This is a genomic window from Pseudaestuariivita atlantica, from assembly GCF_001205715.1.
GTDB lineage: Bacteria > Pseudomonadota > Alphaproteobacteria > Rhodobacterales > Rhodobacteraceae > Pseudaestuariivita > Pseudaestuariivita atlantica.
Map to the genome: position 1 here is coordinate 311,967 of NZ_AQQZ01000004.1, position 15,551 is coordinate 327,517.

At 60.4% G+C, this 15,551-nt stretch carries 19 protein-coding genes; 9 read left to right on the forward strand and 10 right to left on the reverse strand.

The window, feature by feature from the left end; genetic code table 11:
* Window positions 1–4: 4 nt before the first annotated feature.
* Both ATO11_RS10885 and hrcA read right to left on the reverse strand, forming a co-directional pair.
* Window positions 5–565 carry a nucleotide exchange factor GrpE gene (locus ATO11_RS10885; protein WP_050530890.1) on the reverse strand — a complete coding sequence of 187 codons (561 nt, stop codon included), beginning with the start codon at window positions 563–565 and terminating at the stop codon, window positions 5–7.
* 9 nt (window positions 566–574) lie between these two features.
* A complete protein-coding gene (gene hrcA, locus ATO11_RS10890; protein ID WP_050530891.1) occupies window positions 575–1,630 on the reverse strand; it encodes a heat-inducible transcriptional repressor HrcA in 1,056 nt (351 codons plus the stop codon).
* Between the two features lie 108 nt (window positions 1,631–1,738).
* Here hrcA and rph point away from each other — a divergent pair, with 108 nt between their 5' ends.
* The 4 genes from rph to ATO11_RS10910 are packed head-to-tail and all read left to right on the forward strand — an operon-like array spanning window position 1,739 to window position 4,563.
* A complete protein-coding gene (gene rph / locus ATO11_RS10895; RefSeq protein WP_050530892.1) occupies window positions 1,739–2,452 on the forward strand; it encodes a ribonuclease PH in 714 nt (237 codons plus the stop codon).
* Window positions 2,449–3,060, forward strand: a complete 612-nt coding sequence (gene rdgB / locus ATO11_RS10900; RefSeq protein ID WP_050530893.1) for an RdgB/HAM1 family non-canonical purine NTP pyrophosphatase — start codon at window positions 2,449–2,451, stop codon at window positions 3,058–3,060. Before rph ends, rdgB begins: the two co-directional genes overlap by 4 nt.
* Window positions 3,053–4,210, forward strand: coding sequence for a radical SAM family heme chaperone HemW (hemW, locus tag ATO11_RS10905; RefSeq protein ID WP_050530894.1), 1,158 nt, complete (start codon window positions 3,053–3,055; stop codon window positions 4,208–4,210). The genes rdgB and hemW overlap by 8 nt, the downstream gene beginning before the upstream one ends.
* Window positions 4,210–4,563: a YbaN family protein gene (locus ATO11_RS10910; protein WP_050531107.1), complete on the forward strand. Its 354-nt coding sequence runs from the start codon at window positions 4,210–4,212 to the stop codon at window positions 4,561–4,563. Before hemW ends, ATO11_RS10910 begins: the two co-directional genes overlap by 1 nt.
* Here the strand turns inward: ATO11_RS10910 and ATO11_RS10915 are convergent.
* The 7 genes from ATO11_RS10915 to hemJ form a co-directional block, all read right to left on the reverse strand.
* Window positions 4,553–5,443 (reverse strand): ParB/RepB/Spo0J family partition protein, encoded by an 891-nt coding sequence (locus ATO11_RS10915; RefSeq protein ID WP_050530895.1) that lies wholly within the window; start codon window positions 5,441–5,443, stop codon window positions 4,553–4,555. The genes ATO11_RS10910 and ATO11_RS10915 overlap by 11 nt on opposite strands.
* A gap of 16 nt (window positions 5,444–5,459) precedes the next feature.
* Window positions 5,460–6,272 (reverse strand): ParA family protein, encoded by an 813-nt coding sequence (locus ATO11_RS10920; RefSeq protein ID WP_050530896.1) that lies wholly within the window; start codon window positions 6,270–6,272, stop codon window positions 5,460–5,462.
* Entirely contained in the window at window positions 6,265–6,861 is a 597-nt protein-coding gene (gene rsmG / locus ATO11_RS10925; RefSeq protein ID WP_050530897.1) for a 16S rRNA (guanine(527)-N(7))-methyltransferase RsmG, read from the reverse strand. The genes ATO11_RS10920 and rsmG overlap by 8 nt, the downstream gene beginning before the upstream one ends.
* A complete protein-coding gene (gene mnmG / locus ATO11_RS10930) occupies window positions 6,858–8,726 on the reverse strand; it encodes a tRNA uridine-5-carboxymethylaminomethyl(34) synthesis enzyme MnmG (protein ID WP_050530898.1) in 1,869 nt (622 codons plus the stop codon). The genes rsmG and mnmG overlap by 4 nt, the downstream gene beginning before the upstream one ends.
* Window positions 8,727–8,728: 2 nt before the next feature.
* The gene (gene mnmE / locus ATO11_RS10935; protein WP_050530899.1) at window positions 8,729–10,018 is read right to left on the reverse strand and encodes a tRNA uridine-5-carboxymethylaminomethyl(34) synthesis GTPase MnmE; all 1,290 of its coding nucleotides are present in this window, start codon (window positions 10,016–10,018) and stop codon (window positions 8,729–8,731) included.
* Between the two features lie 6 nt (window positions 10,019–10,024).
* Complete coding sequence (rho, locus tag ATO11_RS10940; protein ID WP_050530900.1) at window positions 10,025–11,296, reverse strand: transcription termination factor Rho; 1,272 nt, start codon at window positions 11,294–11,296, stop codon at window positions 10,025–10,027.
* 117 nt (window positions 11,297–11,413) lie between these two features.
* Window positions 11,414–11,863: a protoporphyrinogen oxidase HemJ gene (gene hemJ / locus ATO11_RS10945; protein WP_050530901.1), complete on the reverse strand. Its 450-nt coding sequence runs from the start codon at window positions 11,861–11,863 to the stop codon at window positions 11,414–11,416.
* Window positions 11,864–11,997: 134 nt separating this feature from the next.
* Here hemJ and ATO11_RS22140 point away from each other — a divergent pair, with 134 nt between their 5' ends.
* From ATO11_RS22140 to dnaQ, 5 genes are all read left to right on the forward strand, one after another.
* Window positions 11,998–12,165, forward strand: a complete 168-nt coding sequence (locus ATO11_RS22140; protein ID WP_165586960.1) for a hypothetical protein — start codon at window positions 11,998–12,000, stop codon at window positions 12,163–12,165.
* A gap of 113 nt (window positions 12,166–12,278) precedes the next feature.
* Complete coding sequence (locus ATO11_RS10950; RefSeq protein WP_050530902.1) at window positions 12,279–12,875, forward strand: Maf family protein; 597 nt, start codon at window positions 12,279–12,281, stop codon at window positions 12,873–12,875.
* On the forward strand, window positions 12,872–13,705 hold the full coding sequence (locus ATO11_RS10955) for a shikimate dehydrogenase (protein WP_050530903.1): 834 nt from the start codon (window positions 12,872–12,874) through the stop codon (window positions 13,703–13,705). The genes ATO11_RS10950 and ATO11_RS10955 overlap by 4 nt, the downstream gene beginning before the upstream one ends.
* On the forward strand, window positions 13,702–14,292 hold the full coding sequence (coaE, locus tag ATO11_RS10960; protein WP_050530904.1) for a dephospho-CoA kinase: 591 nt from the start codon (window positions 13,702–13,704) through the stop codon (window positions 14,290–14,292). The genes ATO11_RS10955 and coaE overlap by 4 nt, the downstream gene beginning before the upstream one ends.
* Window positions 14,285–14,974: a DNA polymerase III subunit epsilon gene (gene dnaQ / locus ATO11_RS10965; RefSeq protein ID WP_050530905.1), complete on the forward strand. Its 690-nt coding sequence runs from the start codon at window positions 14,285–14,287 to the stop codon at window positions 14,972–14,974. Before coaE ends, dnaQ begins: the two co-directional genes overlap by 8 nt.
* Before the next feature lie 56 nt (window positions 14,975–15,030).
* Here the strand turns inward: dnaQ and secB are convergent, their stop codons facing one another.
* Window positions 15,031–15,537, reverse strand: a complete 507-nt coding sequence (gene secB / locus ATO11_RS10970) for a protein-export chaperone SecB (protein WP_050530906.1) — start codon at window positions 15,535–15,537, stop codon at window positions 15,031–15,033.
* Window positions 15,538–15,551: the final 14 nt, after the last annotated feature.

A 15,551-nucleotide genomic window follows, 5' to 3' on the forward strand; every position in this document is an offset into this window, starting at 1 on the left:
ACTGTCAGCCCGTGAAGGACGACACGCCTACCTGCGCCGGGCGCAACAGCCGGTCGTGCAGCAGGAAGCCATCGGCGGAAACCTGGATGATTTCCCCGGCCTTGGTGCCCGGAACGGGTGCCTCGAACATCGCTTCGTGCAGTTGCGGGTCGAACTTGTCGCCCACTTGCGGCTGAACAGGCTCGATCCCGTGTTTCTTGAACACGTTGATCAGCTCTCGCATCGTCAGCTCGACCCCTTCGATCAGCGCGGCCGATACTTCCTTTTGCTCGTCAGTCGCGGACGAGACGGCACGGATCATGTTGTCGTACACGGGCAGCAGATCGCGCGCGAGTTTCGAGCCGCCATATTGCTCTGCCTCGCGGCGTTCCTTCTGGGCGCGCTTGCGCACGTTTTCCGCGTCCGCCAGCGCCCGCATGAAGCGGTCCTTGAAATCGTCGCGTTCGGCTTTCAGCGATTCCAGCTCGTCTTCCTCGACCGCCAGTTCGTCGATTCCATCGACGTATTCCTCGGCCTCGGCTGCCGCAACATCATCCAGAAACTCGTCTTCTTTCGGGTTTCCCATGCTCCACCTCTAATTCCGGTCCGACACCATCCGCCCAACCAGCTGAGCCGTGTAATCAACGATTGGAACGATGCGTCCGTAATTCAGTCGCGTCGGTCCGATCACGCCCACGGCCCCGATAATCCTTCGATCCGCGTTCATATAGGGAGACACCACCAAAGAGGAACCCGAAAGTGAGAAAAGTTTGTTCTCTGACCCGATGAAGATGCGCACCCCATCGCCCTCGTCCGTCAGTTCGAGAAACTTGGCGATGTCCCGCTTGCGTTCAAGGTCGTCAAACAGCGTGCGGATGCGTTCGATGTCGCCTGCTTCGCCCAAAAGATTGGCACGCCCCCGCACGATCAGGCGGTCGGTATTGTCGGCGTCGGTCTGCCACGCGGCGAGGCCCGAATCGATCAGGTCCTGCGCCAGCTTGTCGATCTCCTGCCGCCGCGCCGCGATTTCGCGGTTCATCACCGTCCGCAGGTCTGACAACGTGCGGCCCTGCATCAGCGCGTTGAGGAAATTCGCCGCCTCCCGCATCGAAGACGGGGTTTGCCCGACCGGCGGCGTGAACAACCGGTTTTCGACCGATCCATCCGCGAATACCAGCACCACAAGCGCCCGGTCGGGGCTGAGGCTGACAAATTCGATATGCTTGATCGGTGCTTCCCGTTTCGGCGTCAGGACCAGCGACGCACCATGCGTCAATCCGCTCAACGCCTGCCCGACCTGGTCCAGAACGTCGCTGACGTCCTGGCTGTTGGACGACATCGACGATTCGATGGCGTGACGTTCGTCGTCGGGCAGGTCCCCGGTTTCGAGAAGCCCGTCGACGAACAGCCGCAGCCCCAGTTCCGTCGGCACCCGTCCTGCGCTGACATGCGGACTGTCGAGAAGCCCAAGGTATTCAAGATCCTGCATCACGTTGCGGATCGTGGCGGCGCTGACCTTTTCATCCATGGCGCGCGTCAACGTGCGGGACCCGACCGGACCGCCCGTTTCAAGGTAGGATTCCACGACCCGCCGAAAGACCTCACGCGATCGCGTGGTCATGTCCGAAAGAATACGGGATTGTTCGCTCATTCACGCCTCCGCTGTGACGATGGCTTTCGCCTTAACAAAGGTCAATGAGCCTTGCCTTTCAATGGGCCGCGGCGGTATCCAGCGATCACCCCTCCAAGGAGTAGTTCCATGCGCCCTTCCGGTCGCCAGCTTGGCGAAATGCGATCTGTTACAATTGAAACTGGTGTGACCAAACATGCGGAGGGATCCTCCATGATCCGCGTGGGCGACACGCATGTCCTGTGCACCGCAACGCTTGAAGACCGCGTGCCTCCCTTCATCAAGGGATCGGGTCAGGGCTGGGTCACTGCGGAATACGGGATGCTGCCCCGATCCACCAATACCCGCATGCGGCGGGAGGCGGCAGCGGGCAAACAGGGCGGCCGCACCGTGGAAATCCAGCGTCTGATCGGGCGGGCCCTGCGCGCGGGCGTTGATCGCAACGCGCTGGGCGAACGGCAGATCACCGTCGATTGCGATGTCATCCAGGCCGATGGCGGCACCCGCTGCGCATCGATCACGGGTGGCTGGGTCGCGCTGCGTCTTGCGGTGAACAAGCTGCTGCAATCCGGCGCCATCGTCACCGATCCGCTGACCGATCACGTTGCGGCGGTGTCCTGCGGGATTTACGCGGGCCAGCCTGTGCTTGACCTCGACTACCCCGAGGACAGCGAGGCGGGCGTCGACGGCAACTTCATCATGACCGGCGCGGGCCAGTTGATCGAAGTGCAGATGTCGGCCGAGGGCGCGACCTTTTCCCGTGACCAGATGACCCAGCTTCTTGATCTGGCAGAGGCCGGCGTCAATCAACTGGTCGCCATCCAGAAGGATGCCACGGCATGACGCGCCGGTTTGACGGGGGCACGCTCCTCGTCGCCACCCACAACAAGGGCAAGCTGGAAGAGATGGCGCATCTGTTCCAGCCGCACGGCGTCACAGTGAAGGGCGCAAAGGAATTCGACCTGCCCGAACCGGTCGAAGACGGCACCACCTTCGTTGAAAATGCCCGGATCAAGGCGCACGCGGCGGCAAAAGCAACCGGACTGCCCGCTTTGTCGGACGATTCCGGGATCGAAATTGATGCGCTTGGCAACGCGCCCGGCGTTTACACCGCCGACTGGGCCGAAACGCCAGAGGGACGCGATTTCGTCATGGCGATGAAAAAGACCCACGACAAACTCGAAGCGATCAATGCGCCCCACCCACGAACCGCTCGGTTTTGCTGCACGCTGGTCCTCGCGTGGCCCGATGGACATGACGAGGTGTTTCCCGGTGTGATGCCCGGTCGCGTCGTCTGGCCCATGCGCGGCGATCAGGGTCACGGATACGATCCGATCTTCCAACCTGACGGGTACGACATCACGTTCGGCGAAATGGACCGCTGGGAAAAGAACAAGATCAGCCACCGCGCCGACGCCTTCGCCAAGCTGATTGCCGGGTGCTTTGGCTGAGGATTGGCAAAACGGCGGCTTTGGGCTGTACGTCCACTGGCCCTATTGCGAAGCCAAGTGTCCCTATTGCGATTTCAACAGCCATGTCGCCCGCTGGATCGATCACGACCGATGGACAAGCGCGTACAAGGCCGAAATCGCCCGTGTTAGAGACGAAATTGGCCCTCGCCTCCTGAATTCGATCTATATCGGCGGTGGTACCCCCAGCCTCATGCAGCCCGAAACGGTCGCCACGGTGATCGAGGCGGCAACAACCGCCTGGACCCCGGCCAACGATATCGAGATCACGCTCGAAGCCAATCCTGGCTCGGTCGAGCGTGCGAGGTTCGCGGCCTTTGCCGAAGCCGGCGTAAACCGCGTGTCAATGGGAATACAGGCGCTGAACGATCCCGATCTGCACAAGCTTGGCCGCATTCACGGACGGGACGACGCCCTTCGCGCCTTTGATATCGCCCGCGACGTGTTCGACCGGGTGAGTTTTGACCTGATCTATGCCCGCCAGGACCAGTCGAAGGCCGCTTGGGAAGATGAACTGTCCGAGGCACTGTCCATGGCGGTCGATCACCTGTCTCTTTACCAGCTGACCATCGAATCCGGCACCGCGTTCGGCGATCGCCATGCGCGCGGCGGGCTGAAGGGATTGCCTGACGAAGATCTGAGCGCCGACATGTTCGAAGCGACACAAGCCACCTGCGCTGCCCATGGTTTTCCGGCCTATGAAGTCTCTAACCATGCGAAACCGGGCGCGGAATCGCGGCACAACGGTATCTACTGGAGATACGGTGATTATGCCGGGATCGGCCCCGGTGCACATGGCCGGATCACGCGCGACGGTACGCGGTATGCGACCGTAGAGCCCAAATCTCCGGCCAAGTGGCTCGATGCCGCGTCATCCGGCAGGTCCATGCGTTCGACCGACGCCTTGACGATGCAAGAGCAGGCCGACGAAATGATGCTGATGGGTATGCGGCTCTATTCCGGGGTTTCTGTATCTCGGTTTGCTTCTCTCTCGCCGGATCCGCTTGAACTGACGAAGGTGAGGGGGCTCGTCGATGATGGTCTCTTGATACTGGACAAGGACCGGATCGCCGCGACGCCCGCAGGGATGCAGGTTCTCAATCACATCTTGCGACGGCTGTTGGCGCGATGATGAAGTCGGTCTGGTACGCATCCGGACTGACAGCTTTGGCGCTTGGCTTACTCGGCGTGGTGCTTCCCCTGCTACCGACGGTACCTTTCATTCTTCTCGCCGCGTTTTGTTTCGCCAAATGCTCGCCTCGCATGCAGGCCTGGCTGGAAAACCACGCCACCTTCGGCCCGATGATCCACGATTGGCGCGAAAAAGGTGCCATTTCGCGCCCGGCGAAACGGTTGGCGACGGTGTCAATTGCAATCGTCTTCGCAATTTCGCTGGCTTTGGGTGTGGCGACTTGGGTCCTCGCCATTCAGGCGATCGCCCTGCTTTGCGTGCTGGTGTTTATCTGGACCCGCCCTAGTGCGTGATCGAAAGGATCCTGCACAGGGTGTCCAGCTCATCCAGTGACCGGTACGAAATCGTCAGTTGCCCGCTTTCCGTGCCGGGTTTGTGCCTGATGTCGACCGGCATTCCGACGCTTGCAGACAGATCGCCTTCGAGCGCCTTGGTATCTGCATCCTTCTCACCAGAGCTTTCCGCACTGCGTGTCGCTTTCGGCGCTTTGGGCTCATATCCGCCTTTCGCCAACTTCTCGGTCTCGCGCACCGACAGGCCTTTGGCGACGACCTGCCGCGCCAGTCCCAGCGGATCATCCGTCGTGATAAGCGCGCGGGCATGGCCGGCGCTCAACCGGCCGTCCTGCACCATTTCCTGAACCTCGGTCGGAAGCTGCAAAAGACGCATGGCATTGGCAATGTGGCTGCGGCTTTTTCCCAGCGATTCCGCCAACTGGTCCTGCGTGTGCCCAAAGCGATCCAGAAGCTGGCGATAGCCTGCCGCTTCCTCGATCGGGTTGAGGTCAGACCGTTGAATATTCTCGATAATCGCGATCTCGAGCACTTCGAGATCGTCAAATTCCCGAACAACGACCGGCACCGCATGAAGCTTGGCGATCTGGGCCGCCCGCCACCGCCGCTCACCCGCGACAATCTGGTAATCCCCTTCGGTCTGGGGATGTGGCCGAACGATCAGCGGCTGAACGATGCCGCGCGCTTCGATAGACGAGGCAAGCTCTTCCAGGGCCTCCTTGTCGAACTGACGACGCGGCTGGTCCGGGTTTGGATGCACCTTTTCAATCGGCAGGAACGAATCCGGCGCGCGCGGCTTGGTGTCGGCGCGAGGTGTCATATCGACGTCGGACATCAGCGCTGAAAGTCCGCGCCCCAAGCCTCGTTTCTTCTCTGCCATGTCTGCTCCCCCCGTTTCAGGCCGCGACGCGCCGGTTGTTTCGCTCAAGAATTTCACGCGCAAGCGCCCTGTATGCCTGCGCGCCTTTCGACAACGTGTCGTAATCCAGCACCGGCATCGCGAATGACGGTGCCTCACTGACCCGAACATTGCGTGGAATCACGGTTTTGAACACCAGGTCACCCAGTGTATCGCGCGCGTCCTGCTCTACCTGCTGCGAAAGCTTGTTTCGCATATCGTGCATCGTCATCACGACGCCTTCGATCCTCAAGCCCGGATTGGCCGTGTCCCGGATCTCTCGCACCGTCAGCATCAGTTGCGACAACCCTTCCAGCGCGAAAAATTCACTCTGCAACGGGACGAGCACCGAATGAGCGGCCACCATCGCGTTGACGGTCAACAGGTTCAGCGATGGCGGACAGTCGATCAGGATGAAGTCGAGGTCATACTCCGCCATGGCCGGTTGCCGCAGGGCATCGTGCAGCATGTGGCTGCGTTTTTCGGTCGCGATCAGCTCGACATCTGCGGAACTGAGATCGACCGTCGCCGGAACAATGGCGAGATCTTCGAGCGATGTCCCCTGGATCACGTCGTCCAAGGGCACATCACCCAGTAAAAGGTCATAGGTCGTGCGATCGCGCTGCTCATGCGAAATGCCAAGGCCCGTCGACGCGTTGCCTTGCGGATCAAGGTCCACGATCAGCACGCGTTTCCCTTCTTCCACCAAAGCGGCAGCAAGGTTGATCGTACTTGTCGTCTTGCCCACGCCGCCCTTCTGGTTCGCAACAGCGATGATCTTGGGCGGGTGCGAGGTGTAGGGATCAGACACGTGAGACCTTTCGGATGCGCAAAATCACGGCTTCAGGGGATGTGGTGCTTTGTACCACGTCATGTTCGAATGACCATTCTTGACACGCCATTTCGACCTCCGATTCCCATGTTTTGCCCTTGGGAAAGACGCACGTTGTGTCTGGGCCCAACAGGTGCTCCGCAATCGAGAGAAGTTTGGGCAGCGGCGCCAGCGCCCGTGCCGACAGAACGTCCGGAGGATCAATCCTGACCTGTTCTACACGCTGGGAGAGCACATCAGCGGGCAAATCAAGCTCTCGTATCACCGCGCGGAGGAACGTTGCCTTGCGTTTGTCGCTTTCAACAAGCGTGACTCGCGCGCTCGGAAATTCGTGCTTGCCCGCAATGGCAACCACGATTCCAGGAAAACCGCCGCCTGATCCAAGATCGACCCAAGTGCGCCAAGGGCCTTGTTTCACGTGAAACACTTGCAGCGAGTCGGCGATGTGGCGTGTTTCGAGGTTGGGCAGCGTGGACGGGGCGACCAGATTGATCCTTGGGGACCATTTCCTCACCAACTCCGCATATTTTCCCAGCGCCTCGCGTGTTTCACGTGAAACATCGGTCATCCTGCGAGCTTCTCTCTCCGCTTTATCGCCGCAAGGATCACAAGCAGCGCCGCAGGCGTCACGCCTTCCATCCTCGACGCCTGCCCCAGTGATTGCGGCCGTACCTTCTCGAGCTTATTCCGGATTTCCATGGACACTCCATCCAGATCAGAAAATCGGAAATCTTCAGGGATCACGGTTGCTTCGTCTTTCTGAAGCGCGCGAATATCGCTTGCCTGGCGATCCATGTATTTCGAATAAAGCGCGTCGGTCGCCAGTTGGAACAGCACATCATCTTCCAGCGCGGCGACCTCCGACGACAAACGTGTGACGTCCTCGCGATCCACGTTTGGCGTGGCCAGCAACTCGTAGGCCGAGCGCATGTTGCCATCGAGTGCGACGTTGAAATTGGCCGCCCGCAATTGCGTGGGTGAAAAGACGGTCGATTGAAGGACCGTCCGCCCTTCTTCAAGGTTGTCCATCTTAGCTTCGAACATGATCTTTCGATCGTCAGACGCACAACCCAATGCGATCGCCATCGAGGTCAGGCGCTGGTCCGCGTTGTCCGCTCGCAATGACAAGCGGAACTCCGCGCGCGACGTAAACATGCGGTAGGGCTCGGAAACGCCGCGAGTGACGAGATCGTCGATCATGACGCCAATATAGCTGTTGGTCCGATCGAACCGCGGCCCATCGCGTTCCTGAACGGTCGCCGCCGCACTCAGACCGGCAACCAACCCTTGAGCCGCCGCTTCCTCGTACCCCGTCGTCCCGTTGATCTGACCCGCGAAATACAAACCCTCGATCTGCGGAAGTTCGAGGGACGTCTTCAGGTTCCTTGGATCAAAAAAGTCGTACTCGATGGCATAACCGGGTTGGAGGATTTTTGCGCTCTCAAGACCCGCGATGCTGTGAACATAAGCTTCCTGCACGTCTTCCGGCAGCGACGTGCTAATCCCGTTGGGATAAATCACGTCGTTCGACAGGCTTTCCGGCTCAAGGAAGATCTGATGGGAGGTCTTGTCGGGGAACCTGACGATCTTGTCCTCGATAGACGGGCAATAACGTGGGCCGATCCCGTCGATATGCCCTCCATACATCGCCGAGCGAGCCAGGTTCGCTTCGATGATTTTGTGGGTCGCCATGTTTGTATGAGTGATCCCGCAGGACACCTGCTGTGCTTGCAGCTGCCGGGTCGCAAAACTGAAAAATGTCGGGTTCTCATCACCCGGCTGCTGTTCCAGCGCCGACCAGTCAATCGTCGTCCCATCAAGGCGCGGCGGTGTACCTGTTTTCAGGCGGCCCACAGGCAGGTCAAGCGCGCGCAATTTTTCCGCCAACAGGTTCGACGGCTTGTCACCCATGCGACCGGCAGCGAAACTCCGATCCCCAACGTGCACGATCCCGCCAAGGAAAGTCCCGGTAGTCAGAACCAGCTTCTTGCAGGTGAGCTCCGATCCGTCCGCAAGAACGATGCCCGTCACGATATTCCCGGTGATGACGATGTCCACCACCTCTCCGAAAACCAGCGACAGGTTCGGTTGAGCGCGCAAGGTAGATTGCATAGCAGCGCGATATAAAGCGCGGTCGGCTTGGGCACGTGGCCCCTGAACGGCAGGCCCCTTGCGACGATTAAGCAAGCGAAACTGGATGCCGGCTGCGTCAGCGACGCGGGCTTGTATTCCGTCCATCGCATCGATTTCTCGCACCAGGTGGCCTTTGCCCAGCCCTCCGATTGCCGGGTTGCACGACATGACGCCGATATCGCTTTCCTGCATGGTGACCAACGCGGTGTTTGCACCCATGCGCGCGGACGCATGCGCAGCTTCGGACCCTGCGTGCCCACCCCCGATGACAACCACATCAAAGTGTTTCACGTGAAACATCCTCATTTGCCCAGGCAGAAAGACCGGAATATCTCGTCATATACGTCTTCTATCCCGACTCGGCCAACCAGTCTTTCCAAAGCGGTGATGGATGCCCGGATCGATTCAGCCGCCAGATCAAACGCGCCCTCGTCCGAGCCCAACAGCGATCCGGCCAAAGCGAGCTCTGCGCTCGCATCCGACAATGCGACAACGTGCCGTTCGTGCGAGGCAAGCGACGAACCGGCAACGAATGTCTCCAACCGATCAGACACCTCTTTCAAAAGCTCTGCCACACCCTCTCCGGTTAGACCGGACACGCCCTGCCCCGAAATATCTGCCTTGGCGCCGATCACGATATCCGACGACTCGACAGGAACACCCAGTTCCGATGCGCCCTCACCAAGAAACACGCGCAAATCGGCAGCACTTGACCGAGACCGTGCTTTCTCCACACCCAGCTGTTCGATCGTATCACCGCTTTCCCGCAGTCCCGCCGTGTCGAGGAACAGCACGTTCTGACCGTTCAGATCGACGCGAGCCTCCACGATATCACGCGTCGTCCCGGCGATGTCCGAAACGATTGCCGCATCCCGGCGCGCGATCGCATTCAGAAGCGTCGATTTTCCGACATTCGGGCGCCCGACAATCGCAACCTCGAACCCTTCCCGCACGCCACGCGCCGCTTGTGCCCCGTTCAATTCCAGATCAACTGACCGCTTCGTCTTCGCGATCAGGTCTTGAGCCTCGGCAATCACACCATCAGGGATCTCTTCATCCGCGAAATCAATCGACGCTTCGATCAGCGCCGAGGCCCGGATTAGGTCTTGTCGCCATTCCTCAGCCCGTGCGCGCAACTCGCCGCGAAACAGCCGGTCTGCCTGTTTCCGCTGGGCTTCCGTTTCGGCTTCGATCAGGTCGGACAGACCTTCGACTTCGGTGAGCGTCAGACGGTTGTTATCGAGCGCACGGCGGGTGAATTCCCCCGGCTCTGCAAGACGGCACCCCTCCAGCTGACCCAAACACGCAAGAACAGCTTGCACCACGGCGGTGCTGCCATGGGTTTGAAGCTCCACGACGCTTTCACCCGTGAAGCTGTGGTCTTCGGGGAAGACTAGAACCAAGGCCGCGTCGATCCGGCCACCAGCCGCATCGCGCACGACACGCAACCTCGCCTCCCGATCCGGTGGCAGATCACCGGTCAGCGTGGCGGCGGCGTCGCGGGCCCCAGGCCCCGAGATCCGGATGACGGAAACGCCGGCTTTGCCCCGCGCCGATGCCAGCGCGAATATCGTGTCACCGTGATCCGCCATGGCGCATCAGGTGTTCATGGAGTCGAAGAATTCGGAATTCGTCTTGGTCTGCTTGAGTTTGCCAAGCAGGAACTCGATGGCGTCAGTTGTCCCCATCGGGTTCAGGATACGGCGCAGGACAAAGGTTTTCTGCAGATCGACCTTGTCGATAAGCAGGTCCTCTTTCCGCGTGCCGGATTTGAGGATGTCGATGGCCGGGAACACGCGCTTGTCGGCGATCTTGCGATCCAGCACGAGTTCAGAGTTACCGGTACCTTTGAATTCCTCGAAGATGACCTCGTCCATCCGGCTGCCGGTATCGATCAGCGCAGTAGCGATGATGGTCAGCGATCCACCCTCTTCAATGTTCCGCGCCGCACCGAAGAACCGCTTGGGCCGCTGCAAGGCGTTCGCATCCACACCACCAGTCAGGACCTTACCCGAGGATGGCACCACAGTGTTGAAGGCACGACCAAGTCTTGTGATCGAGTCCAGAAGGATCACAACATCTCGTTTATGTTCGACAAGGCGCTTAGCCTTTTCGATCACCATTTCCGATACCGCGACGTGCCGCTGCGCCGGTTCGTCGAAGGTTGAGGAAATCACCTCCCCTTTCACCGACCGCTGCATGTCCGTCACCTCTTCGGGACGTTCGTCGATCAGAAGCACGATCAGGTAGCATTCCGGATGATTGGCTTCGATCGAATGGGCGATGTTCTGCAGGATCACCGTCTTACCGGTCCGCGGCGGCGCCACGATCAGCGACCGCTGGCCTTTCCCGATGGGCGCGACAAGGTCGATCACGCGGGCCGACTTGTCCTTGATGGTGGGATCCTCGATCTCCATCTTCAGCCGTTCGTCCGGGTAGAGCGGCGTCAGGTTGTCGAACGCGATCTTGTGGCGCGCCTTTTCCGGTTCCTCGAAGTTGATGGACCGCGCGTTCATCAGCGCGAAATACCGCTCGTTATCGTCCGGTGCCTTGATGACACCGTCGACCGTGTCACCGGTCCGGAGAGAGAACTTGCGGATCATCTCGGGCGAGACATAGATGTCGTCCGGACCCGGCAGGTAGTTCGCTTCCGGCGAGCGCAGGAACCCGAACCCGTCCTGAAGCACCTCCAGCACCCCGTCGCCCGAGATTTCCCATCCCTCGTCCGCGCGTTCGCGCAGGATCTGGAACATCATCTCGCCCTTCCGCATGGTGGAGGCGTTTTCGATCTCCAGCTCCTCGGCCATCGCCAGCAGCGCCTTGGGGCTTTGGGCCTTCAGTTCGGCCAGGCTCAGATTTTCTTCGGACATCACGTACACCTGCGGTATCGCGCCAGGGGCACGATGATTTCGGGTATCAAGGGAAAGTTCACCTCAGGACAGAGGCGCGGGTAGTTAGGCACACGGACAGGCCAAGTCAAGCAGGCGCTAGAACTTCACCACCACAGAGATCACGATCAGGATCAGCAAAAGCGTCGGAACCTCGTTCATGATCCGATAGGTCCGCCCGCTGCGTGTGTTCGTCCCAGCCGCGAATTCCTTGCGACGCGCCGAACACCAGCCATGGAACCCCGACATCGCGATCACGCTCACCGCCTTGATCCACGGCCAGACATTCGACCAGTCGACGAGTCCGGGCGTGAGGACGAGAGCCAGACCGAACAGCCACGTCGCGATCATGGCCGGGTTCATGATCGCCTTAAGAAGACGACGTTCCATCACGACGAAGGTATCGTGCAAGATTCCTTCCGATCCCGCCTTCTCTGCATGATAGACAAACAGGCGAGGCAGGTAGAACAGCCCAGCCATCCACGCGATCACCGAGATGATGTGCAGGCTCTTGGTCCACGGATAGGCAAGTGCAAGAAAGTCGAGCATGGAACGGGTCCTGTGGTCTCTCTCCCCTTAAATAAAGAAATATAAGAAAAAGGAAGATGTTTATGTTGGGGTGGCCCTGACCCGTGGATTATTCGGTTGTTCCGGTTCTTCTTCACAGGTTGCGTACTGTGTGTATGACCACCGGGATGATTGAAAAACTTTCACATTCTCTCAGAAAACAGTTTATAAACAACGCAGTAACGAATATCGATTTTGCCCAAGCTGTGGATAAACTGGCGGACAAAACTCTTCAAGCCATCGCTGTGCCACCCGCGCACGTTATCCCTTTCCCCCGTGCATGACCCTTTGACGAGGCGCGTCGCGGGTGGCGGTTTATCCCCGATCCGGATTGCCTCCTCCCTGTCCCCTGAATTATGCGCCGGGATACACGCTGGGTTGTTCGGGAGTTATCCATATGTCGAACCTTGTTCTTGCCTCCGGATCCGCGATCCGGGCCGAGATGTTGCGCAAGGCCGGCGTGTCCTTTGACGTAGACGTGCCGCGCATTGACGAGGAAACGGTGCGCCGCGCCTTGCAGGCCGAAGAGGCCCCGCCGCGCGACGTTGCCGACACGCTGGCGGAAATGAAAGCCCGCAAGATCAGTGACCGTCATCCCGGTGCGATGGTTCTTGGATCAGACCAGGTTCTGGCGATGGACGGGTACATCTATTCGAAACCGGACAGTATCGAGGAATTGCGCGACCAGCTGACCCAGCTGCGCGGCAAGCGTCATAGCCTGATTTCCGGTGCGGTGATCTGCGAGGACGGGGAGCCCGTCTGGCGCCATGTCGGGGTGGTGCACCTGTCGATGCGGATGTTCACCGACAGTTACATGGAGGACTATATCGCGCGGAACTGGGACAGCGTTCGCCATTCGGTTGGTGGTTACAAGATCGAAGAGGAAGGCGTGCGCCTGTTCACCCGGATAGACGGCGATTACTTCACAATTCTCGGGATGCCGTTGCTTCCGATATTGTCCTATCTGACCAGCCGCGACATGCTCCCGCAATGACGACGCCAAACGTACCCCTTGCCGGCGTGATCGGAGCGCCGATCGCGCATTCGAAATCCCCGCAACTTCACGGGCATTGGCTGCGGCAGTTGGGATTGCGCGGCCATTACATCCCCATGCATGTCCAGCCCGAGGATTTGGGCGAGGTTTTGCGCACCCTGCCCAAGATGGGCTTTCGCGGGATCAACGTGACGATCCCGCACAAGGAACGGGTGATGGAGCTTGCCGATCTCATCACCGACCGTGCGACGCTGATCGGGGCGGCCAATACGATCATTTTCCGGAGTGACGGCAAGATCCACGCCGACAACACCGATGGCTACGGGTTCATCCAGAACCTGCGCCAGCAAGCGCCCGACTGGAATCCCAAGGCGGGACCGGCGGTCGTGCTGGGTGCGGGTGGCGCGGCGCGGGCGGTTGTCGCCGCCCTGATCGAGGCGGGCGTACAGGATATCATCGTGACAAACCGCACCCGTATCCGCGCGGAGCAGCTGCACGACGAATTCGGCAAGCGCGTGCGCGTCGCGGACTGGATTCAGGCGGGCAACCTGCTGGAACAGGCGACAACGGTGGTGAACACGACAAGCCTTGGCATGCAGGGCAAGCCCGAGATGCGGGTGCCCTTGGACGGTTTGCGTCGGGGCACCGTGGTCAGCGATCTTGTCTATGTCCCGCTCGAAACCCGCCTGTTGCGCACGGCGGCAGAGCGCGGATGCATTTGCGTCGACGGATTGGGAATGTTGCTGCACCAGGCCGTTCCGGCGTTCGAGCGGTTCTTCGGCATGCGCCCCACGGTGGACGACTCCACGCGCGCCGCGATCCTCAGATGACCTTTCGGCTTGGCCTGACCGGGTCGATCGGCATGGGAAAGTCGACCACCGCGGCGATGTTCGTCGATGAAGGATGCGCGCATTGGGATGCGGACGCGGCCGTGCACCGCGCCTACGCACAGGGTGGTCCGGCCATCGGCCCGGTTGGCGCACTGGTTCCGGCCGCCCTGAAGGACGATCGACTGGACCGGGCGACGCTGCGCGACGCGATCCGCGCCGATCCCGGCCTTCTGGACCGGATCAACGCCTTCGTTCACCCGATTGTCCGCGAGGATCGGGAGCGGTTCCTGAAAGAGGCCGAGGCCGACATCGTCGTGCTCGACATTCCCCTGCTGTTCGAAACCGGGGCCCAGGACCAGATGGACGCGGTTGTCGTCGTGACCGCGCCGCCCGATATTCAACGCGACCGGGTTCTGGAGCGGGGCAGCATGAGCGAGGATGACTTCAAGCTGATCCTGTCGCGGCAGATGCCCGACTCCGAGAAGCGTGCGCGCGCGACATATATTGTCGAGACGACATCGATGGATCATGCTCGCGCTCAGGTGAAAGCCATCGTTCAGGACATCAGGAGCAAGCGTGATGCGTGAAATCGTGCTCGACACCGAAACGACGGGATTCGATCCCGAACAGGGTGACCGGATCGTGGAGATCGGTGGCGTCGAGTTGCTCAATCACCTGCCGACGGGACGCACCTATCACCAGTATATCAACCCCGAACGGTCCATGCCGAACGAGGCGTTCGAGGTGCACGGGCTGGGCGATGAATTCCTGTCCGACAAGCCCAAGTTTGCCGAGGTCGGTCAGGCCTTCCTCGATTTCGTGGGCGACGCAAAGCTGGTGATCCACAATGCTGCGTTCGACATGAAATTCCTCAATGCCGAACTGGGCTGGATGAAGCTGCCGCACCTGCCTTGGGAACAGGCCATCGACACGCTCGCCATCGCGCGCAAGAAATTTCCCGGATCGCCAGCCTCGCTTGACGCGTTGTGCCGACGCTTCGGGATCGACAACTCGTCGCGCACCCTGCACGGCGCCTTGCTCGACAGTGAAATCCTGGCCGAGGTGTACCTGGAACTGATCGGCGGGCGGCAACCGGATTTCGGGCTTGCCGGCGCGGGCGGTGGAGCCGTGACGCAGGAAGCGGGCAGCGTGTGGCGCCCGTCGCCCCGCCCGTCCCCGCTTGCGTCCCGGCTGACGGCCGAAGAGGCCGCCGCGCATGACGCTTTCGTCGATGCCCTTGGTGACGATGCGGTGTGGCGGCGCGGCTAGAATCGAAAAGCCCCGCCGGATCGGGCGGGGCTTTCGAACATCGCAAGATATTTTGATCAGGCGTCGGCGGGCTTGCCGTTCGATGCGCCGGCCGCGGCCTGGCGTTTCATCAGCTCGCTGCGATACATCCCGACGAAATCGATCGTCTCGAGGTTCAGCGGCGGGAAGCCGCCGTCGCGCGTGACGTCGCTGACGATGCGCCGCACGAACGGGAACAGCATCCGCGGACACTCGATCAGAAGGAAGGGATGTATCTGTTCGTCCGCCAGCCCTTCGACGTGGAACACGCCCGCATAGTCGAGCTCGAGCACGAAAAAGACGGTGTCGCCTTCCTTGGCCTTCGAGGTGATGTTCAGGTTCATCGACACTTCGAACTGGTGTTCGACGGGCCGTTTCTTGGCGTCGAGGTTCACCTGAACCTGCACGTCCGGCTGCACGTCACCCGCTACACCCTTCTGGGCGAGGATGTTTTCGAACGACATGTCGCGGATGAATTGCGCAAGGACGTTCATTTTGACCTGAGGCGCCTGCTGTGCTGCCTCGGGTTGTTGTTCGTCGGCCATGATGGCGTCTCCCT

Excerpts from the sequence above, each read along its gene's own strand:
- mnmE (WP_050530899.1), bottom strand. The coding sequence starts at position 10,018 with ATGGCGGATCACGGTGACACGATATTCGCGCTGGCATCGGCGCGGGGC.
- ATO11_RS10915 (WP_050530895.1), bottom strand. The coding sequence starts at position 5,443 with ATGGCAGAGAAGAAACGAGGCTTGGGGCGCGGACTTTCAGCGCTGATG.
- hrcA (WP_050530891.1), bottom strand. The coding sequence starts at position 1,630 with ATGAGCGAACAATCCCGTATTCTTTCGGACATGACCACGCGATCGCGT.
- ATO11_RS10885 (WP_050530890.1), bottom strand. The coding sequence starts at position 565 with ATGGGAAACCCGAAAGAAGACGAGTTTCTGGATGATGTTGCGGCAGCC.
- ATO11_RS10955 (WP_050530903.1), top strand. The coding sequence starts at position 12,872 with ATGACGACGCCAAACGTACCCCTTGCCGGCGTGATCGGAGCGCCGATC.
- rdgB (WP_050530893.1), top strand. The coding sequence starts at position 2,449 with ATGACGCGCCGGTTTGACGGGGGCACGCTCCTCGTCGCCACCCACAAC.
- ATO11_RS10910 (WP_050531107.1), top strand. The coding sequence starts at position 4,210 with ATGAAGTCGGTCTGGTACGCATCCGGACTGACAGCTTTGGCGCTTGGC.
- coaE (WP_050530904.1), top strand. The coding sequence starts at position 13,702 with ATGACCTTTCGGCTTGGCCTGACCGGGTCGATCGGCATGGGAAAGTCG.
- dnaQ (WP_050530905.1), top strand. The coding sequence starts at position 14,285 with ATGCGTGAAATCGTGCTCGACACCGAAACGACGGGATTCGATCCCGAA.
- mnmG (WP_050530898.1), bottom strand. The coding sequence starts at position 8,726 with ATGTTTCACGTGAAACACTTTGATGTGGTTGTCATCGGGGGTGGGCAC.
- ATO11_RS10950 (WP_050530902.1), top strand. The coding sequence starts at position 12,279 with ATGTCGAACCTTGTTCTTGCCTCCGGATCCGCGATCCGGGCCGAGATG.
- ATO11_RS22140 (WP_165586960.1), top strand. The coding sequence starts at position 11,998 with ATGACCACCGGGATGATTGAAAAACTTTCACATTCTCTCAGAAAACAG.
- rsmG (WP_050530897.1), bottom strand. The coding sequence starts at position 6,861 with ATGACCGATGTTTCACGTGAAACACGCGAGGCGCTGGGAAAATATGCG.
- secB (WP_050530906.1), bottom strand. The coding sequence starts at position 15,537 with ATGGCCGACGAACAACAACCCGAGGCAGCACAGCAGGCGCCTCAGGTC.
- rho (WP_050530900.1), bottom strand. The coding sequence starts at position 11,296 with ATGTCCGAAGAAAATCTGAGCCTGGCCGAACTGAAGGCCCAAAGCCCC.
- rph (WP_050530892.1), top strand. The coding sequence starts at position 1,739 with ATGCGCCCTTCCGGTCGCCAGCTTGGCGAAATGCGATCTGTTACAATT.
- hemJ (WP_050530901.1), bottom strand. The coding sequence starts at position 11,863 with ATGCTCGACTTTCTTGCACTTGCCTATCCGTGGACCAAGAGCCTGCAC.